17 protein-coding genes are annotated in these 21,008 nt (G+C 40.8%); 10 read left to right on the forward strand and 7 right to left on the reverse strand.

From position 1 onward, the window contains the following. Nucleotides 1-6 precede the first annotated feature (6 nt). On the forward strand, nt 7-627 hold the full coding sequence (locus tag QPX86_RS19645; protein ID WP_220753331.1) for an SCO family protein: 621 nt from the start codon (nt 7-9) through the stop codon (nt 625-627). Nucleotides 628-795: 168 nt separating this feature from the next. Here QPX86_RS19645 and QPX86_RS19650 read toward each other — a convergent pair whose 3' ends face one another. Beyond that, nucleotides 796-1,161, reverse strand: a complete 366-nt coding sequence (locus tag QPX86_RS19650) for a hypothetical protein (protein WP_220753237.1) — start codon at nt 1,159-1,161, stop codon at nt 796-798. Nucleotides 1,162-1,205: 44 nt separating this feature from the next. Continuing rightward, entirely contained in the window at nt 1,206-2,096 is an 891-nt protein-coding gene (locus tag QPX86_RS19655) for an oxidoreductase (protein ID WP_285163689.1), read from the reverse strand. 225 nt (nt 2,097-2,321) lie between these two features. On the opposite strand from QPX86_RS19655, the gene QPX86_RS19660 reads away from it, so the two are divergent. Further along, entirely contained in the window at nt 2,322-3,239 is a 918-nt protein-coding gene (locus QPX86_RS19660) for a helix-turn-helix domain-containing protein (RefSeq protein ID WP_220753235.1), read from the forward strand. Nucleotides 3,240-3,933: 694 nt separating this feature from the next. On the opposite strand, the gene QPX86_RS19665 is transcribed toward QPX86_RS19660, so the two are convergent. Then, nucleotides 3,934-4,980, reverse strand: coding sequence for a polysaccharide deacetylase family protein (locus QPX86_RS19665; protein ID WP_285163690.1), 1,047 nt, complete (start codon nt 4,978-4,980; stop codon nt 3,934-3,936). A 9-nt stretch (nt 4,981-4,989) separates the two neighbouring features. Here QPX86_RS19665 and QPX86_RS19670 point away from each other — a divergent pair, with 9 nt between their 5' ends. Next, nucleotides 4,990-6,327, forward strand: a complete 1,338-nt coding sequence (locus tag QPX86_RS19670; RefSeq protein ID WP_220753233.1) for an MATE family efflux transporter — start codon at nt 4,990-4,992, stop codon at nt 6,325-6,327. A 96-nt stretch (nt 6,328-6,423) separates the two neighbouring features. Then, entirely contained in the window at nt 6,424-8,358 is a 1,935-nt protein-coding gene (locus tag QPX86_RS19675; protein ID WP_285163691.1) for an alpha/beta hydrolase family protein, read from the forward strand. Nucleotides 8,359-8,480: 122 nt separating this feature from the next. Here the strand turns inward: QPX86_RS19675 and QPX86_RS19680 are convergent, their stop codons facing one another. Then, nucleotides 8,481-10,619, reverse strand: coding sequence for a TonB-dependent siderophore receptor (locus QPX86_RS19680; RefSeq protein ID WP_220753231.1), 2,139 nt, complete (start codon nt 10,617-10,619; stop codon nt 8,481-8,483). 575 nt (nt 10,620-11,194) lie between these two features. Between QPX86_RS19680 and QPX86_RS19685 the strand changes: the two genes are divergently transcribed. Beyond that, the gene (locus tag QPX86_RS19685; RefSeq protein WP_220753230.1) at nt 11,195-12,277 is read left to right on the forward strand and encodes a PepSY-associated TM helix domain-containing protein; all 1,083 of its coding nucleotides are present in this window, start codon (nt 11,195-11,197) and stop codon (nt 12,275-12,277) included. A gap of 111 nt (nt 12,278-12,388) precedes the next feature. Here QPX86_RS19685 and QPX86_RS19690 read toward each other — a convergent pair whose 3' ends face one another. Both QPX86_RS19690 and nfuA read right to left on the reverse strand, forming a co-directional pair. After that, the gene (locus tag QPX86_RS19690) at nt 12,389-12,979 is read right to left on the reverse strand and encodes a prepilin-type N-terminal cleavage/methylation domain-containing protein (protein WP_259651266.1); all 591 of its coding nucleotides are present in this window, start codon (nt 12,977-12,979) and stop codon (nt 12,389-12,391) included. A 207-nt stretch (nt 12,980-13,186) separates the two neighbouring features. Further along, nucleotides 13,187-13,765 carry a Fe-S biogenesis protein NfuA gene (gene nfuA / locus QPX86_RS19695; protein ID WP_220753229.1) on the reverse strand — a complete coding sequence of 193 codons (579 nt, stop codon included), beginning with the start codon at nt 13,763-13,765 and terminating at the stop codon, nt 13,187-13,189. A gap of 294 nt (nt 13,766-14,059) precedes the next feature. Here nfuA and QPX86_RS19700 point away from each other — a divergent pair, with 294 nt between their 5' ends. Beyond that, entirely contained in the window at nt 14,060-16,636 is a 2,577-nt protein-coding gene (locus tag QPX86_RS19700; protein ID WP_285163692.1) for a M14 family metallopeptidase, read from the forward strand. Nucleotides 16,637-16,643: 7 nt separating this feature from the next. Here QPX86_RS19700 and QPX86_RS19705 read toward each other — a convergent pair whose 3' ends face one another. Beyond that, nucleotides 16,644-17,438: a ComF family protein gene (locus QPX86_RS19705; protein WP_220753227.1), complete on the reverse strand. Its 795-nt coding sequence runs from the start codon at nt 17,436-17,438 to the stop codon at nt 16,644-16,646. A gap of 58 nt (nt 17,439-17,496) precedes the next feature. On the opposite strand from QPX86_RS19705, the gene bioH reads away from it, so the two are divergent. The 4 genes from bioH to QPX86_RS19725 all read left to right on the forward strand — a co-directional run bounded on the left by bioH (nt 17,497) and on the right by QPX86_RS19725 (nt 20,905). Then, nucleotides 17,497-18,297 (forward strand): pimeloyl-ACP methyl ester esterase BioH, encoded by an 801-nt coding sequence (gene bioH, locus QPX86_RS19710; protein ID WP_220753226.1) that lies wholly within the window; start codon nt 17,497-17,499, stop codon nt 18,295-18,297. Between the two features lie 66 nt (nt 18,298-18,363). Next, nucleotides 18,364-18,897, forward strand: a complete 534-nt coding sequence (locus QPX86_RS19715; protein WP_285163693.1) for a hypothetical protein — start codon at nt 18,364-18,366, stop codon at nt 18,895-18,897. 432 nt (nt 18,898-19,329) lie between these two features. Continuing rightward, nucleotides 19,330-19,620, forward strand: a complete 291-nt coding sequence (locus tag QPX86_RS19720; RefSeq protein WP_220753224.1) for a putative quinol monooxygenase — start codon at nt 19,330-19,332, stop codon at nt 19,618-19,620. A gap of 358 nt (nt 19,621-19,978) precedes the next feature. Next, nucleotides 19,979-20,905, forward strand: a complete 927-nt coding sequence (locus QPX86_RS19725) for a hypothetical protein (RefSeq protein WP_285163694.1) — start codon at nt 19,979-19,981, stop codon at nt 20,903-20,905. Nucleotides 20,906-21,008 lie beyond the last annotated feature (103 nt).

Here is a 21,008-nt window from a genome sequence, read left to right on the forward strand (position 1 = left end):
GTCATCATGTTGGGTTTGGGCGTTGCGGTTGCAGCGCTATTCCCTCGCCAATCAGCAAATACGGCATTGATGACTCAGGTGCCAGATTTAGCCCTTCAAAGTAGTTATCTTTTTGATAACCCAAGACCACTGGCACCGTTTACCCTACATGATCAGTTGGGCAATGAGTTTGGCAATCAACAATTACTCGGTAAGTGGAGTTTACTGTTTGTCGGTTTTACCTCGTGCCCTGATGTGTGCCCGACAACGTTAAATAAGCTCAATGCTGCTTATGCTGAACTGCAATCGGTATCAGAAGATATTCAGGTTGTGTTTGTTTCAGTCGACCCAGACAGAGACTCGCAAACAAAGCGCTTAGATTACATCAACTTTTTTAATCGAGACTTTAAAGCTGTCACAGCTGACCACACTCAACTGTTCCCGTTCACCCGTGATTTAGGCTTCGCCTATGCCATGGTGGGTGACGGCGCTGACTATCAAGTCGACCACAGCGCCAGCTATGTTTTAGTGTCACCAAAAGGGGAAAAGTTTGCTGTGTTTAAACCCAAGCAACAACCAGGGAAGATCCCACAGATTTTGAATAAAGAACTGGTTGCTGATTTGAAATTGATTATTGAAAGTGCATAGTGTTTTTTGATTAGAAATTGAATTATGACAAAGCCTCAATAAGAAAATATTGAGGCTTTTTTAGAAGGTTGATACTGAGAGCTAACTTATATAGTGGACAATTCTGTGTCAGTGACATTGTTAACTTAACAACCAATGAATTAGCTTAGATATGGGACAACCGACTGATTATAAGCGTTGCTTCGCATACCAAATTCCGAAACCAACGACCATAACTAGCTCAACAGCAACCCACATCCAATGCCTTGGTACAGAACCATCAAGGAAAATACCCATTACGCGCGAAATTAGCGCCCCCAATGTTAATGTCATACCGGCTGCAGCAACAGTAAACAAATATGGGGTAATTTGATGATGAAAAATAAGTAACATACCTATCCCCATCAAAAAGCCCCACTGAACTCTTCTTTCAACAGCTTGGAAGGCATCCTCTGGGATGGGTTTATTACTCACTAGTTCAGGGTTATAACTAAGAATACCCCCTAGCAATAAAATGATAAAACCCACCACCTGTAACACGAGTTTATTTTCCATAAATACCCTTAAACCTACGTAGCGCAAAGCCGCCATACCATTGTTTAGTATTTTATTCCTGTTAGTTCTTCAGATAGCGTCCATAGCTTTTGCGCAGCACTGGCATCATGTGACAGCTTGCTTGATTCGACCTTAATAGGTGCCCCGTGCAGTTCAAAGAAATCCTGCGGGCCGAAAAAATCTCCCGACGATGCACTCTCGTCTATTGCCGCACGCAGTGTTGGCAGTGCTCCCATTTCTTTACTCTGCCCGAAAAAGATATTTAGAAACTTCACAAACCCACGCTGAAGTTCTGATGTCGTCCACCCTGGGTGAGCAGCTGTAACCATCGGGTTTCCACCTTCGGATTCAAGTCGTCTTTTCAGCTCATAGGCAAAATAGAGGTTCGCCAGTTTACTATCTGCGTAAGCCGTAAAATTGCTGTATTTTCGTTTTCCCCAATTTAGATCACCCAAATCTAACTTCGAGGACTTGTGAGCGCCAGCAGAAACAACCACCACACGGGAGTTTGCTGTTTTCTTAAGAGTTTCGAGTAAATGACCGACCAATGCAAAGTGACCTAGATGATTCGTCCCCATCAGGATTTCAAATCCGTCCTCAGTCTCTGCATAAGGACACGCTACTCCGGCATTGTTGATCAGTAAATCAAGTCTGTCGAAATTGGCTAAAAACTTGGAACTGAACTCTTGGACGGAACGAAGGCTGGAAAGATCCATCTGCATGACCGAAATGTCAACATCTGGATAGTCTGCTCGGATGTCCTCAGCCACCTTCTCACCTTTTGGCACATTTCTAACAGCGAGTACCACTGTCGATTGTTTCTGTGCTAAGACTTTGGCTGTTTCTTTACCTATACCACTAGATGAACCAGTAACGATAGATACCCTGCCTTTTTGACTCGGTATTTGTTCAGCACTCCAAGATGTTTTTGACATGAATTTTAGTCCTCAAAATGTTCAATAGAGTTATCTTAGAACTAATGGCCAAAGTAAGCAGTACACAAAACAGCAAGAGTTGTATACGAAATAACGAAACGAATCACTACGTTATTTCGTATACACAATACATTGATTAATGCTCTGGGTTTTCAATGCTACTCAACCATAATATGCTTAAACTAGAGGACTATGCTGTGAGACGTCATACTAAAAGGTGAAGCAATGAAAAGGTTCCATTTTGATAGCATTAAAGAACTCAATGCTGTTCTTGGTATACGCCCACCAGAGCGTCCTTTAGTTGATGTAATGAAACTAAAGCCAAACAGTGATGACAATCAATTACTCAATGGTGAGAGCATTTCACTCACCACCAGTTTCTACGCGATATCATTCAAACACATCACGTCAGGCGAAGTCATGTACGGTCGTACCCAATACGATTGTTCAAATGGGACGGTGCTTTTTATTGCTCCTAATCAAGAGCTGACAGCCAGCGGTATAATAATCGACTCAGTTGCCCGCACTATCTGTTTTCACCCCGATTTCATTCGAGGTCATAAGCTACAAGACGAGCTCAAAAAATATCAATTTTTCAATTATTCGGTTAACGAGGCTCTACACCTTACACCAAAAGAAGAGCAACATATGGTTGCGATGTTTGATGCACTTGAGGCAGAAAACAACATGAGCCTAGATGCCTTTAGTAAAGAACTCATTTTATCGCAAATTAGTACCTTATTGATGTACGCAAATCGCTATTACCACCGCCAATTTATGATGCGTAAAGAAGCAAACACATCGGTTTATGACAAGTTTTCAGCGCTATTGGAGGCTCGCTTAGAGGCTGTAATTCAAGAGTCAGCGACCATTCCTGAAGTGGAAGATATGGCGCAAGACATGAATATGACCAGTCGATACTTAAGCGATGCCCTGAAAGCTGAAACAGGTAAAACAACAAAGGATTGGATCCATTATGCTCTGATTGATAAGTCAAAAGATCGCTTACTCTCTAGCAAGGATTCTGTGGCGACCATTGCCTATAGTTTAGGCTTTGAGTACCCACAATATTTTTCTAGATTATTCAAGAACAAAGTTGGAGTGACTCCTTCAGAGTATCGATTACAGAATACCCGGCATTAATATTGCTACTTGAGGGTAATATGCAATTATGAACTCTATTGGCTGGAAATGTCTATTTAACTCACTTTGGGGCAAAGATGAGCTAGCTCTGAAATTTGTAAAACACATGCTTGATTATGATCGTCATTTCCCAAAATTCATTTCCAAACTTCGTTTGAATTAGGATCAAGGTCGTGGTGCTTCGCCCACACCCAACGAAAGGGAAACAACAGCATTTCCCTTTTCGCTGATTTTCATAAGAGCCTTGCCGCCCCTACGAAATTGCTCTTAAAAGCGAGCAAGCCTCATGCTTATTCAATGGGGAATTGTTGTATCCGCAGGTTTGTTTGTCCCAGTTAAGTACGAATAAAAGTCTTAAAAGGCTTGAATGCTCCAATTGAATTGAGGTAAGCAAGAAAATTACGTGAGTCCAGACATGGATGTCTGGCTAGCTTTCGAGGGGAAGGGACGCCCCATCGGAAGCGTTAGTGATTTTCACAGCTTGCCGAAGCTGGCTAAATAAAAGTTTAAAGCTGGATGGTTCTCCATTGAAATAATCGTTTTTCAGATTATTTCGTGGGAGCGGCAAGGGTGATGCAAGAGGGGGATTGCTGTTGTTTCCCCTCTTGCTCTGGTGTGGGCGAAGCGCCACGATCTTGATTTGGCTTCTGCTCAAAAAACTAAACTTATTTAGCCATCAGGCTAAACCAAAAGACTATTCTTTTGGCCAACTCCCATCATTATTAGGTCTCACCCACGCTTGTGAAAACCAATAATAACCACTTTGAGTTTTGCTCGGTGCAGTACAGTTATAACGACTGCGTCCTGCAGGTAAATTGGCTGGTGCTTGAATACTAAACTCAGTTTCAGTCAACCAAGTCGGCTTTTTAGCCCCTTGTCCTTGAACAAAGCACATCACCTGATGCGGGTAAATATCAGTGATATCTAACTCAACTTTTAGCTCTGGACGCCAATTACCTGAAGTCAGTAAAGGATCGCTAATATTTTGTTTCACCACTGGCATATTCAAGCTGGTAAATTTGACCTTTAAACTATCAAGATCCGCGTAAGGCCCAGCAACAGGAAAACGCGGTAAAGCCGTTAAAATTGAATATTTACCCGCCGCACCTGATTGTTGGCCTAAACCAATAAAATCATGCTTTTTAAGAATGTTTTCAACGTCAGCATTGTACTCACCATATGGATAAGCCAGCATTCTCACACTTTGACCCGTATGCTTTTTAATCTCAGCTTCAGTGTCTAATAAATTGTTCTCAATACGTGTTAACCATTGCTGATCACTTTCACCATCAAGCTTGCGATTAAGATGCTCATGAGCCCAGCTATGATTGGCAATGGTCGCACCATCTTTAGCTAACTGATTAATATCATCCCAACTCATCATCCCTGAATAACCTTTTTCAATCGGCTCTACCGAAACAAATAAGGTATAGGAGAAATCATGCTTGGCTAGAATCGGCGCTGCTGCCTTAGCAATGCTGTCGTAGCCATCATCAAAGGTAATCACAATGCTTTTTTCAGCAATGGGCTTATTTTGTTTTATGGCATCTACCGCCTCTGTCAGACTAATGATGGTAAACTCATTATCTGCAAGGTACTGCATTTGCTCTTCAAATTGCGCCGGTGTAACACTAGTACTTGCTGGCGTTGTTTCTGATACATGGTGATATTGCAAAATCACCACTGCGCTGGCATTAAATGAGAATAACCACATTAATCCCAACAGACTTTGTTTTAACATAAGATTCCTATGTCCATAAAAGCATTATTATTTAACAGCCAAAAAAACCGTCAGCTCTTTGCATTAGCACTGCCGATGATTTTATCCAATATCACTATTCCTCTGTTAGGTTTAGTCGATACAGCTGTCATTGGTCATTTATCTGAAGCCTATTATTTAGGCGGTGTGGCACTAGGCAGTACAATTATTACCTTAATTGTCTGGCTATTGGGCTTTTTAAGGATGTCTACAACAGGTCTAGTCGCCCAAGCATATGGTGCTAATGATAACGTAACTCAGCAAAAATTGCTGGTACAAGGTTGTAGCCTAGCACTGATATTTGGTTTAAGTGCGATCATTTTACAGCAGCCCTTGCTTGAGTTTGCCATGTCTCTAAGCCAAGCCAGTGAAGAGGTAAAGCACTTCTGTAGCGAATACGTCAATATTCGTATCTGGTCTATCCCTTTCGCACTTTTGAATTTAGTCTTATTAGGCTGGCTATTAGGCAGACAAGCGCCAAAAGCTGCCATGTGGCAACTCATCATTGCCAACATCGTTAATATCGTGCTCGATGTGGTGTTTGTTATCGGTTTCGAATGGAACGTAAAAGGCGCGGCATTAGCATCGGTCATTGCTGATATTTGTGCTTTTACTGTTGCTGCGGTGATTGTTAAACGTGCTTTGTACCAGCAAAGTGACTTCAATTTAGGCAAGCTGTTTGTCCACTTAAGCTTTAAAGGCTACTCGCAATTACTCAAACTCAATCGTGATATTTTTATCCGTAGTTTATGCCTGCAAGCAAGCTTTACCTTTATGACCTTTTACGGCGCAGGCTTGGGCGATGACATCATTGCCGCCAATGCCGTACTTTTAAATCTTTTAATGCTGATTTCCTATGCATTAGATGGCATTGCCTATTACGCTGAAGCGGAAGTTGGGCGGGCTGTGGGTCAAAGAAACCTAACGTTGCTGCAAGATTCAGTATTACTTGCTGGCTACTGGTCAGCACTATTCTCGTTTGGCTTTTGCTTATTATTCTACTTTGGCGGCAGTGGCATTATCAGTCTGCTCACGAGTATTGAGATTGTGCAGCAGCAAGCCAATATTTATCTCATGTGGTTGGTGTTCATGCCACTACTGGCGTTTGGCTCATACTTATTTGATGGGGTTTATATTGGCGCCGCCCAAGGACGCGCCATGCGAAACAGCATGATTATCGCCACATTTGTAGTGTTTTTCCCATGCTGGTACCTACTACAAGATTATGGCAACCATGGTTTATGGGCAGCAATGAGCGCCTTTATGTTATGCCGCAGTGCCTCACTTGGACTCCATTACAAGTACAGTCAGGCTTTCAAGCAAATATAATCATTACATAGGTTTAGCGTTAGTAAAACTGGATTTGTCCATCTTTTTACTGATAACATGTGTGCAACATATTTATGTTCAACACGGAAAGTTTGAATGAAAAGGATTTTACTTATACTAACAGCATCAATGTTGCTGTTATCTTCACTGATGTCATTTGCAGAAAATCAGCAACTACCTGTTGAAGCGTTTGCCAGTATCCCTGATGTCAGTCATGTCACTATGTCTCCCAATGGTACTAAAATCGCCTCTTTAGTTCGCTCTGAAGCTAAAGGAATGGAAGGCACGTTAGTCAATATTCTCGATATTGATACTCGTGAATCTTCTTACCCCATTCAAACTGACAATGAAAAATTTGTTATTTTATCCATGAGCTGGGCAAATGATGATTTGCTACTCATAAAAGCTAAGTTTCCCGCTGTTCGTTTCGGTACTCCAACCACAGAAACTCGCATCATTAAGTATTCTCTGAGTAAGAAAAAAACCTCTAACTTACTAAGTCGTTTTGGACTTAAAAAGTTTAAATGGATGCCACAAATCCAATCAAATATTATCGATTACCTTCCCGATGACGACAAATACTTGTTACTGGGTACTAATGGCATTGGTAATAAAGCTCAATTTGAGTCGGTCATCCAAGTTAACTTAAATAACGGCAATATCCGTTTTGAGCAACCTGCTGAAGCAAACGTTACAAACTGGATAACGGATAGACAAAATAGAATTCGAATTGGCATTTACCGTAAAGAAACCCAATACCGAATTTACGAGCAAGAAGATGCCCACAAAGGTAGAAGAATTTTATGGGAGTTCGAAGCTTTCGAGGAAGATCAGGTTTGGCCAATGGGCTTTGCTCAGGATAAAAACATCCTCTATGTTCAAGCTTATCATGAAGGTTTTGAAGCTATCTTCAAGGTTGATTTACGCGACCCTGAGCTTGCTAAAGAATTAGTATTCAGTAAAGAGTTTAACGACGTCGAAGGTTCATTGATTTATTCAAAACTCAAACAAAAGATTATTGGTATTGATGATGGCGATGAGTCTGAATATACCTTCTGGGATGAAGAGTATATCGGCCTCGTTAATGGCCTAAACAAAGCTCTGCCTGAATACCGCAATTATATAACCCAGTTTAGTGATAATGAGCGTCGATACATTGTGTATTCAACCAACTCAAAAGAAGCAGGCACTTATCTATTTGGTGACCGCGATGCTGGAGAACTATTCCCGATTGCTTATCGATATAAAAAACTAACACCTGATTTATTGGCTAACACCCAAACCTTATCGTACAAAGCTAGAGATGGTTTAGAGATCCAAGCCTTCTTAACCACACCGTTAGATAAAGAAGCTAAAAAGCTACCAACCATTATCTTCCCCCATGGCGGTCCTATTAGCTATGACTCCAATAGCTTTGACTACTGGACTCAGTTTTTAGCCAACAGAGGCTATGCAGTCTTTAGAATGAACTTTCGAGGCTCTGCAGGATATGGTTACGACTTCATGAAAGCAGGCCTTAAAAACTGGGGGCTCGACATGCAAAATGATGTCGAAGATGGCACTCGCTGGTTAATCGATGAAGGTATCGCCGATCCTGATAAAGTGTGTATTGTTGGCGCCAGTTATGGCGGGTATGCAGCCCTAATGGGAGTGGCAACGACTAAAGATTTATACCAATGCGCAATTAGTGTTGCTGGTGTCACCGATGTTGAATATCTGGTTAAGTCATCTCGACGTTATAGCAATTTCGATATCGTAAAAAAACAGATTGGCGATGATTATGATGCGCTTTATGAACGGTCTCCTTTAAGCAAGGCCAAAGATATCAATGTGCCAGTGTTACTTATTCATGGCGATAAAGACCGCGTTGTTAGGGTTCAACACAGTGAAGATATGTTTGAAGAGTTAGAAGACCTTAAAAAACCAGTTCAATATATCGAGCTTGAAAATGGCGACCATTACCTTAGTAATAATGATCATCGAGTTAAAACCTTTATGGCCATTGAAGCATTTTTGTCGAAAAACTTATAACACCGTAGCTAAGTATTGGACAATAAAAAAGGCCCTAGTGTAATCACAATACACTAGGGCCTTTCACTATAACGCTTTACATATATTTGGTGCTTAATTCTGTGAACTTAACAACCTGTAAATTAGAACTTTGCTTCAAACGCTAAGCTAAAGTTTCTACCTTCACCCACAGTGACGTCAGTGTTAGTACCGCCACCTAAGTAGTCAGTATCAAATAGGTTTTTAACGTTAAAACGCACGCTCATATCAGTATTTTGTACGGCAAATGTATATGCTGCACCAAAATCAAAACGAACATAATCATCTTTAACAATGGTGTTTTGTGTATTAGCAAAACGCTCACCCACATAAATTGCACCAATGTTTAAAGCTAAATCATCAGTGACTTCGTAACGTGTCCAGATATTAGCTGACCACTCAGGTGCATCAACAGGCGTTTTACCGTCAAGCTGTGCAGTATCTTCTGCACTAGTAATGTATTCAGCATCTAAGTACATCATTGAGCTCGTTACGAACACATTGTCGCTAACTTGACCTTGTGCACCCATTTCGAAACCACGGTGTTGCTGCTTACCACTTTGAGTCGTGATGTATTCTTTATCGCCAATTGGTTGTTCAAGTTGTTCTTGCACAGTCACGTTTGTCACTGTGGTATCGAACACGGCACCCGTTAACAATAAGCCACCATCAAACAGTTCCCACTTAGTACCGATTTCGTATTGCTCACCGTACTCAGGCTCTAAATCCATACCATCATTCACATCGTTATCACTGTTAACGATTGATTGAGGGTTGAAACTCTTTGAGTAATTGACATAAATACTGCCATTCTCAGATGGTGAGTAAATCACACCAAACTTAGGTGATACAGCGTAACTGTTCTCACCTTCACCATCTTTCTTTTGCTCATCATAACGAACACCAGCAAGCACTTGCCACTCATCGTTGATGGTCATTAAATCTTGTACATAGAAGCCATAATGCTTATAGCTAGACTCGTATTTAGTGGTATCATTGTTGTAATCTAGACCTGGATTTGGTACCGATTCCCCAGGTTTAACAATTTGCGCTTCGCCACTGTCTTTAAGCTGACCGTAATAATAGTCAAGCATATTAGCGCCGACTAATAATTGATGTTCCATACCAAAGGCATTCACAATACCCGTGAAATCCATATAACCTGTTTTGTGTTGCCAATCATCGTAACGGTCAAAGGCATTAATTTGGTAACCTTCGGTCACAGGATCCATACCCGACACCATAGAAGGAGACGAATCTAAACGTTGGCGAGTAAAGGTTTGGTGGTTATAACCAGTGGTCATTTTCCAGTCGTCAGAAATATACCAAGTTAAGTCAGCACCTAAGTTTTCTACGTTGTTGTCAGTGAATGCCCAAGACATATCCCAGATATCTTCACGGTCGCCAACTAAGTCACCATTGTCGTCTAACCAACCACCTCTATCGATACCCGTTTTGTCATCGGTGTAATCATATTTAACCGACAGCATCACGTCATCGTGTAAGTCAAATTCAAGGTTGATGTAACCTAAAAAGCGGTCACGCTCTTGTTCTTGCTCACCGTTACCGTCTTGGTATTCACGCCAGTATTTCGTATCTTGCTTCACTAACACTGTGCGGTAGCGAATAGATTCAGCATCGTTTAACGCGCCTCCTGCATCTAACTGAAAACGAGTAGAACCGTGAGCATCGGTATCAAATGCGACATCAAATAACGTGTCATAGGTAGGCTTTTTGGTCACCATGTTAATCAAGCCACCAGGACCTGACTGACCGTATAACATGCTTGATGGACCTTTCAACACTTCAACTTGTTGTAGTGTTTCAATCGGTTGAACGTAGTGAGACCATTGTTGCTGACCATTAATTAAAAAGCCGCTACCTGAATCTAATTCAAAACCACGAATGTTGAATACTTGGCGGTTCCACTTTTCACTACCACCCGTCACACTTGAATCATTGACCAATACTTCTGAAAGGTTTCTTGCTAACTGCTCGTCAGTCACAAAATCTGGAATGACGTTAACCGATTGCGGCGTGTCCATTAAATCAATGTCACCACGCATAGCACCTGAAGAAGAGCCAACTTTGTAGTTATTGAAGTTCATACCCGTTACTTGAATACGCTCAATTTCAGCGGTAAACCCCTGACTTGATTCAGTGTTATTAGCAGCTTCTTCTGCTGCCACTGATGCTGACGCTAAGCTTGCTACAACAGCGAACGCAATTGGTGAAATTCTCATACAAAATAGCCCTTAATTTGGCAGTTATCGTTAATGAGATGGATTATCATTTGCGTTTCGTGTTTTGGGAAGTGATTTTTAACGCACAAATAGAGATTTGTGAACAACCGCACTAATGCGATTAAATCTCATTACAATTGTTGAATAGTTATTGCATATTAACTTAAATTAATGTTAATGATTCTTATCTCGTTTATATGATTCACATATACATCTGAAATACTCCTTGATAACAAGAATACACAAAATCAAAATTAACAATGACTTAACAAACTGAATTTTTCATAGAAATACTTATACACTTCACTTCCTTTGCCATTTAATTATCGATTCCACCGAACATTTAAGTGAATAGTTATTCAAATGTAAAATCCACTTATCGACGATTTTAAAACCAATGTGTGATCTTAATAGCAATAATTTGGATTAAACCTCTTCTTTACATTTCTTTAATTGTGTAAATAAATGAGATTAATTATCATTCTCGAAATTTTACTTTTGACGTTAATTTGTTCCACTTGAACTGGTTTTCCGTCACCAATTGGTCACTATTAACGTACTTTGAGAACTTCACTATGAATGTAGTCCCTGCTTTAAAATGGTTTCATAACTGGGTTGGTTTCGTCATCAGTGTTTCTATGCTGATTGTATTGACGACTGGTGTTTATCTTGGCGGCATGGATATGCTTAAAAGAATGGACGACAAAGGGCAGCAATATGTGCCGTTAACGTCTGAGCAAAAAGCACACGTTACCGAAACACTTTTTGAACGTTACCCTGACATGAGCACGGTTCGCTTTCCAACTGAATACTCTCCGTATGTCGAAATTGCCGCAAGAGGTCACTCGATTGCTTTTGATAACGACTTAAATGAACTCTCAACCTATAAAATGAGAGACATTCCACTCTATAGCACCATGTTCTGGCTACACCGTAACTTCTTATTAGGTGATTTTGGTAAATACCTTAATGCATGGGCATCGATGATCGGTGGTGTTATTACCTTAGTGGGTATTTATCTTTGGTGGCGTGTTCGCAAAACATTCAGGTTAAAACATTCAATCCCAAGCAATACTAAGTCAAGCAGCTTAGTAAAAAGCCACATTCAACTAGGGCTTTTCATCTCAGTTCCTTTGTTTTTACTGTGTATTACTGGCTTTTTAATTACCTATAAAGGGTTGTGGACAGGCGCACTTAAAACAACGCCCGATAGCAGTATTCAATACCCAATCAGCCAAGCAAAAGATTGGCAAAGCCAAATTCAAACGGCACAAAGTGTATGGCCAGATTCTGAGTTAGTATCAATCAGCAAGCCACGTCAGCCTAGACCCGATCCAAAAGCGAAGGCAGAGGCACCGAAAAAGCCTGTTGACGCAATTTATAGCTATCGATTTAATACCCATAATGACGTCTGGTTACGTCAAGCTGATAGCATCAACATGAACTATGACAAAGGCACGATTAAGTCGGCACTGCTTCATAGCGAAAGACCACTTTCAGGCCAAATTGCTACGTTTGTTAGACCTTTGCATGACGCGATGAATATGCCGTTTAAGTATGTGGCATTTATCACTGTCATCGCATTGATTGGCACTGTGATTTTAATATTCAGCGCCGTGACTTTTTACCGACGAATTTTTAAAAAGAAGCGTAAGTAACCAACCGTTTGGTTACTCCCTTTAGTTGGGGCTAATGTTTAAACGTTAAAAAGCGGCTTACTGATTTCAGTAAGCCGCTTTTTATATGTTTACGCTTTATTTACGGTCATATTAATCGTCAATGAATTCGTTGACAGTACCTGCTACGGAGTCATAAACAATCTTTATTTCTGCTCGGTTTCTGCCCCGAGTATCACCCAATGTACGCAATACATATGTACACTGCGTCGCACCAGAGCCACCATCAGCACTATGGCGATATGACTCGAAGTCCACATTATCAGCAGTATTTCTTATAGCAACTGAGGGTGGGTCTTCAATAAGGCTATTCCACAAATCAACGCAACCAGCCTGGCCTTGGCCGATGTTGACAGGATTACCCATTGGATTGCCTTTCCCAGTTCCTAATGGATAACCAAAGGCATTCATGTCTAAATCATCATCAGCAAAATCAGGCAAATCATTCATGGCGCCATTTGCACCAATCACTTGCCAACGAGTATGAGAAAAAGTCACTGATTGCTGAAATGATGCCGCAATCGCCTGTACCCGACTGATTTCGGCATCTCGTTTAAGATCAATAAACTTACTAACAGCTACCACAGCCAAAATCGCGAGTACGATAATGACTACCACCAACTCAATTAAGGTAAAGCCTGCAGAACGTGCCAATACATTGTTATTTTTTATTGAAATAAGCACATGTTACTCCTGTGTTACCTCTTTAGATTTAACACAAGCTTGACACTGACGAGCAGTTACCTCAACCCAAAGTGCTATATTTATTCTCTAAATGGAATGATTTTTGACTATTATGCGACCCAGCCTATTCCCTCTAGGCATAAAAAAACGCAGCTTATGAGCTGCGTTTTTATTGTCTATCTTAGTATTAAGATATCACCTTAGTGATTACTGGTAAGAGTGAGAACCATGTTGATGATCTGTCACGTCTTTAACGCCCGATAATTCACCTGGGAACATGTCTAATAATTGCTTCTCAATACCATCTTTCAAGGTGATATCAACTTGAGAACAACCATTACAACCACCACCAAACTGAAGTACTGCAGTACCTTCTTCAGTGATTTCAACTAACATGATGTTACCACCATGGCTGGCTAACTGTGGGTTGATTTCAGATTGAATCACATACTCAATACGCTCTTTTAGCGGTGCATCAGAAGCCACTTTACGCATTTTTGCGTTAGGTGCTTTAAGCGTTAACTGTGAGCCAAGTTGGTCAGTCACAAAATCAATGCTCGCTTCTTCTAAAAATGGCGCACTCTTTTCATCAACCATGGCACTGAAACCAGTAAATGGTAATTCAGTATCGTCAGCTTCAACAGCATCAGGTGGACAATAAGATACACCGCACTCAGCTTGAGCGGTACCTGGACTGATGACAAACACACGGATATGAGTGCCTTCAGGTTGATCGGCCAGTAATTTTACAAAATGAGCCTGAGCCGTATCAGTAATGTTGATCATAAAAACTGCTCCGTTGGGTAGTACTTGAGTAAGGACCAACTTAATTAAGAATCACCTTAAATAAGCTAGTACTTGAGTAATTTAGTAGGTTTAGCGACATGATACTCTTAGTTGCGTCGGCTTTATAGTCCTGCATGAAGCAACTGTGACAAAAAATAGTCTATTTAGGTCGGTTTTTAATGGAGATTTAAGGCTAATCACTTTATTGTTATTACATGGTTTTCTTTTTATGATCTTGTTTCTCATATGATTAGCTTACATGCCTTACTTGCGCGTTTGTCAGTTAGAACACTGATGACTTTTTTTATCTGTATACCTGCTTTGGCCTCTGCCAGCGATCTTTCACACCCAGAAACACGTATTGAGCAACGCCTGCAAGCTGAAGATATTAATACACGTTTGACTCAGCCCGCCCAATACCTCGGCTATCCATTGGGCGAGTGGCACTTGCGACATGATCAAATTAACCATTATTTGCAAAAGCTCGCGAGTGAAAGTAGTCGTGTCTCCTTGGATTCAGCAGGATTCAGTGAAGAGCGCCGCGAGCAATTAACTGCTGTGATAACGTCAGAAGAAAACCAACGAAACCTCGCTGACATTATCGAATACCGCAGCAACATCAAATATGGCACCATGCAAACTAAACGCACCAATAGCAATCCACTGGTGGTGTGGCTCGCTTATTCAATCCATGGTGATGAAGCCAGTGGTGCTCACGCAGCTATAGCATTAAGCCATTACCTCGCCGCAGCCAATGAACCCTGGGTAAAAGAGTTACTCGACAATACCGTAATTTTACTTACACCCACTCAAAATCCAGATGGTTTTGATCGCTTTTCAAACTGGGCTAACAATAATAGAGGTAAAGTTATTGTCACTGACAATAACCATCGCGAGCATAACCAAGATTGGCCAGGCGGACGTTTTAATCACTACTTAGCTGATTTAAACCGCGACTGGTTATTTCTACGCCATCCAGCATCACAAGGTCGAGTGGCCTTTTTCCATAAATGGCAGCCCCACTATGTGGGCGATTTCCATGAAATGTGGCACCAGCAATCTTACTTTTTTCAACCCGGTGTGCCAGACAGAGTGAACCCGTTAACCAAGCCGGAAAATCAGGCGTTATCTAATGAGTTAGCAGCCTTTCATCGCAAAGCATTAGACGAAGTCAAACAAGTCTATTTTAGCGGCCAGATGTTTGATGATTTCTTCTATGGTAAGGGATCAACTTATCCTGATATTAACGGTGCTATCGGGATTTTGTTTGAACAAGCCAGTTCTCGCGGTCAAGCACAGGATTCTCCAAACGGAGTTGTGACTTTAGCAGACAGTATTGATAATCAATTTGCGACTTCACTGTCTAGCCTCAAAGGCGCCCATGCATTACGCAAAAAGTTAATGGCTTATCAAACTAACTTTTTCTCAAGCAATGTTAAACGATTCCGTGACGGTAAACAGTCTGGCCGACTGGTAAAAGCCCATAATGGTTCAGCGCACATTAGTGAGCTTGTCAGTATTCTTGAGCAACATAAAATTAGTTTTAAATATGTGAGTAAATTAATTGAAGATGATGGTATTAATTTTACTCCTCAAGACAGCTTATTTATTCCAAACAGCCAGCCACAGCATGATTTACTGCAGGCGTTATTTGATAAACGCACAGAATTTAAAGATGAAACCTTTTATGACATTTCCACTTGGAATTTTGAATCAGCATTAGGATTAAGCGTCGTCAACAAAGCCAAACCTAGTGCCAAATCCTTATCTGACAAACCAAGCTTTAGCGTTGCTAAATCAGCTTACCCAGCGGACAGTGTGGCGTTGATAATCGATTGGCAGCAAGCTGCAGCAGGGCCAATGCTTCAGCAGCTATTAAACCAAGGCGTATTGGTAAAATATGCACAAAAGCCTTTCAGCCTTTATTCACATGAAACTGCAGATTCGAATAAAAAAGATGATAAAAAGCAGCCGACTAAACTTGTGGCAGGCAGCTTACAAATTCCGTTAAAACAACCCCAATTTAGCGCTACTGAACTTGCTGATATTGTTGCTAACGCTGCACAAAAGTACCAAGTTAATGTCATCGCCTCTGCAAGCTCACATACCGCAACAGGGATGGACTTAGGCAGTGATGATTTCATCAAAATTAACCCGGTCACTCCTTTAGTGATAACGGGAGCTGACACCAATGCCTCAGAAACCGGTCAAATCTGGTTTTACCTTGATAAGACCCTAGGTATTCCCACAACCATGGTCAACACTGAGCGTTTAGTTTCGCTGGATTTATCCGCTTATAGTCATATCTTTATGGCAGATGGACCTTATCATTTAATCAGTGATGCAACATCGAGAAAGTTAGGTAAATACGTCACTGAAGGCGGTACCATCGTGGCGCAAAAAAGGGCATTAATTTGGCTTAATAAGCGTAATATTTTAAATTCTGAACCGAAAACAAAACGCGAATTAGCAAAACTGTTTAGCACCACGGGGATGGATTTCGGTGACAAATCAAAACTGAAAGCCCGCCAATCAATCGGCGGGGCGATTGTATCGTTAAAACTTGATAGTACTCACCCTATTGCCTTTGGTTTGCCTAATCCACTACAGGTAATGAAAAACCGTGAAATTAGTTTTAACCTCACTTCGACGCCATTTATTGTGGCAGCAGAATACGAGAATGACTTATTAGTCAGTGGCTTCCTTGCTAAAGAATATCAACGCTCTTTTGCTAATACGCCAGCAATGATTGTTGAAACAAAAGGCAAAGGGAAAATCGTCGCATTAACCGATAATTTGTTATTTAGGAATATATGGCTGGGCTCAGAAAAGGTCTTCGCCAACGCACTGTACTTTGTGCCCACGATATAACTCTTACTTATAACAGTCCTGGTGCTTCTGCTCTGGCTAAGCACCAGCATTGAACATGCACATATTCTGCAGTAAACAGTTTACTGATTTCATTGATGGTTGTGCCTGTTGTCACGACGTCATCAATTAACGCGACTCGCTGAAAAGTTATTTTCTGGGTTAACTTAAATGCGTCTTCGCAGTTTAAACGCCTTGCTTTACCATCTAAACCTGCTTGCGCTTTGGTATCAAGGTGCCGTCTGAGTAATGCATCATCCATCTTAATTCCCAATTGCTGGCTCAGTATATTGGCAATCAACCATGCTTGATTAAATCCGCGGGATTTTAAACGATTAACATGTAATGGCACAGGAATGATCACCTGTGGTAATTGAATAATACCCCTTGCAACCAAATCCATTACTCGAATAGCCAATACCTGCACTAGCGCATGCAATGGGGCGCACTGTTGCCGATATTTTATCGCGGAGATTAACTCGCCTAGGCCTTGATGATAACTACATGGAGCGACTACCATTATTGGCTCACGCCGCTGACATTGACCGCAATATCGCTGCAGTATTTGGATACCTTTGCCACAACCTAAACACACTTCATGCTGATATAAGCCTGCAATAAGACAGTATTGGCAGATACCTGTCTGTGGTTTTTGTTGTTCAAACCCTTGCAGTTCGTTTTGAAACGGCCTGTAGTGTGGAATGTCTTGGCGACACAACAAACACCGGTTCGGCAGGTTGCGCAAAATCGTGTATTTAATCGCACGTAAGCCTGAATAACAGACTTGTGGGAGTTGCCAATCCATATAATATCCTTATCCTGTATGGAAATTACCCCCCATTACTCAACCGAAAGGGAATCCTGTGCAATCCAATTTACCAAAGCTAGATGCTCATACTATTGGTGAAGGCCAAGATCTTATTTTACTTCATGGTTGGGGGGTAAATTCTGCCGTTTTTCATCCATTACAAACGGCGCTTAGTGAGTATAGAGTGCATTATGTGGATCTGCCGGGATTTGGTAACAGCAAAGAAAATAGCGGAGATATTAGCGCTTGGGCTGCACAACTTTCCGCCCAATTACCTAAAAACGCTATTTGGCTCGGCTGGTCATTAGGTGGATTAGTCGCCAGCCAAATTGCCATTAATCACCCTGAATCTGTCAAAGCATTAATTACAGTCGCTTCATCGCCATGTTTTATGGCACAAGAGGCGAAAACGGACTCAGAGCAAGTAACTTGGCCGGGTATCGCCCCCAAAGTTTTAGCCCAATTTTCCGCTCAACTTAATGTGAATTTAGCTAAAACGGTCGAGCGATTTCTAGCAATACAAGCTATGGGTAGTGACTCAGCTAAAGATGATATTGTCACGATTAAAAAGCTAGTGTTAGCCAAACCATTACCGAGTCAGAGCGTATTAGATCAAGGATTAAGTATGCTACGCACTGTTGATTTGCGGGATCAGCTGCATTTGATTGAACAACCATGGTTAAGAATTTGGGGTAAATGTGACAGTTTGGTGCCGAAGAAGATCCCAACTATTTTACCTCAAGTAACAAATACAACAGACGTCATTCACAATAAAGCATCCCACGCACCGTTCATTTCACACCCTCAGGCATTTTTGGATGAATTACTACCATGGATCAAAAAACAAGCAACTTAACCCTATAAAACCTCTTGCTAATTGACTATAATTTAAACGTTATTAGTCATTGCTTAAGTGAGTTTTATGCTGGTTGTCACCAATTATCCCCAAGTACCGATTGCGACAAGTAATGTTGCAACCGATCTTGCGCGCGCGGATAACCAGCAAGCTAAACCGATATTGCCGCCACAAGAATTATCTAAAGCACATCAAGAACGTGCTTACAATCAACAAAATGAGCGACTAACACGTCATGAGTTGATCGAGCAAAAACAGCAGCAAAAGCAATCTAACGAACAACAGTTATCGCAACAGCAAGCTCAGCAACAAGCTTTGGGGCCAAAAGGCATATTCCCACAATTATTACGAGTTGCGGCTAACAGTAACCCAACTATTCAGCGCCGTGATATTCAACAGAAAAATGCTCAGTCGACCAATGTTGAAGCAGAGAAAAGCACCAACAAAGATAACTCCCGTGCGATTCAAAGCTTATTGTTAAATGAAGCCTCTGCAGAACAGTCAGAAGCGTTTTATCAGCAGCTTGGCGAGCGTGTTGGCCAGTTTTATCAGCAACAAACTACCCCTTCAGGTCAAAACCAACTATTTGCTCTCGTTTAACCCTAAGTTAAATATTCAAGCAAACTTCGTTGCGATTCAGCAAATCTAGATTTTTCTTCATTTAGTGTACTTGATTTAGTGTACTTGATTTAGTGTACTTGAACCTTTTCGTTTCCATAGCACAGCAACCTGTAGCCTTATTTATCTGAAAGTCAGCATATGATTCGCTTAGAAATATCATCATTCAGCTAGCCACTGATAGTTTTTAGCCAGTTCATCACTTAGTGGCTGTCTATAGCTACACCCTAGCTTACTGCACTTGATTCATTAGGTTTCTGATTGAACAATTATCAATTTTTATTTGATAATATTTCAAACTTTACCCTGTTTATTAGGTCTCTTGAAAAGCCTAATATAGCTACATCAAACGGAAACACGCTCACACCAATAAGCCGTTTCTGTTTTAAACTCACAAGCTATAGGACATCCAACATGACTAAATTAACTATCGTTGCCAACATTATTGCTAAAGCCGACAAAGTAGATCTCGTAAAAGCCGAGTTGCTTAAACTGATTGAAATGACTCGAGCGGAAGCAGGTTGCATCAATTATGACTTGCACCAAGACAACGAAAACCCAGCTCACTTCATGTTTTACGAAAACTGGGATACACGTGAATTATGGCAAACACATATGGGTAACACTCATTTAGCTGAATATATGGCAGCAACCGAAGGTGCTGTTGATCAATTCATTTTAAATGAAATGACCCAAATCGCTTAAGTTAGACTTCCTCCCCTTTTGTTATAAATGCGCTAAGCCAGAATTGGTTTAGCGCTTTTTTGCCATAGTAATGACATGTACTGTCCTCTGAATAATCAATTGGTGTTCGATACCGTGCAACGGCAACTCATTCTTCTTAAATCAGTACCAACTGTAGAGCAGATGCAGCAAGCTATTAAATGAGGTATAACGTCTACTTCATCAACTGCAGAAACAAATGAAATAACTCTTTATACCATTCAGGGTAAGACCCGCCAAAGTTGACATGAGATTTACGCTTTTATTGTTATTGAGTATTGATAACTAATTAATTATATTGGGATAGTAATTCAATAAAATACAAATATCGGAGGCAAAAATGACACGTTCAACGTATTTCCTTGCCACGATTATTTGTTTACTTTCCAGCTGTTTTTTTATCGCAAACACCACTCTTGCCAAAGATGTGGTTATTTTCAACCAACCCGCATCAAGTAAAGACTCTCGCTACCAATATAGCTTTGAATTAATGAAGCTCATTTTAAAGCAAACAGAGAATGATTTCGGTGACTGGGAAATTGCGCATTCTGAAGTGTTTATGACCCGCGATAGAGTGCTAAGCGAATTAATCAGCGGTTCATTAATCAACGTAATAGCCGAAGCTCCAAAAGTGGGTTGGAATGAGTCACTTATTCCAATTAAGCTCCCCCTGCGCAAAGGTATTCAAGGCTTTAGAGTTTTCATCATAAAACAAGAAAACTATGAAGCATTTCAACAGATTCAAACCTTAGCTCAACTTAAAAGTTATCCCACTGGCTCTGGTATATTTTGGTCCACAAGAAATGCCTTAGAACAAGCTGGTTTTGACGTTATTGTTGGTTCAAGTTATGAAGGCTTATTCCATATGCTTGAACGAGGTAGGTTTACTAGTTTTGGCCGCGGTATTAATGAAGTGTCAGATGAACTTGCTATCTATTCTCAATCGTTTCCTGAACTCGTATTAGACGATAATGTACTTCTGCATATTCCGCTGATCACCATTTTTTATGTCTCGCCCAATAACCCTAAATTAGCTGAGCGAATTCAAATCGGCATGGAACGAATAATCGCCAATGGTCAATTCGATCATGCTTTTTATAAGCAATATTGCCATGCACTTGAAAACATCAATTTAGACTCGCGAATTATTTTTAATATCGACAACCCATTGATGGAAAACGAAGAGTTCATTCAAATGCAGCAACAAGGGTTATTGCTATCACCAAAGATGAATTTTGATGAGGTTTGCCAAATTCATAGCCAATAACTTATGAGCTGTTTAAGTTATGAACAATTAACGTAGACCATTGTTTCTAAATTAAATAAAAAAGCCCAACAACTCAGTTGTTGGGCTTTTTTATTTTGCAGAC

This window comes from Shewanella goraebulensis, from assembly GCF_030252245.1.
Lineage (GTDB): Bacteria > Pseudomonadota > Gammaproteobacteria > Enterobacterales > Shewanellaceae > Shewanella > Shewanella goraebulensis.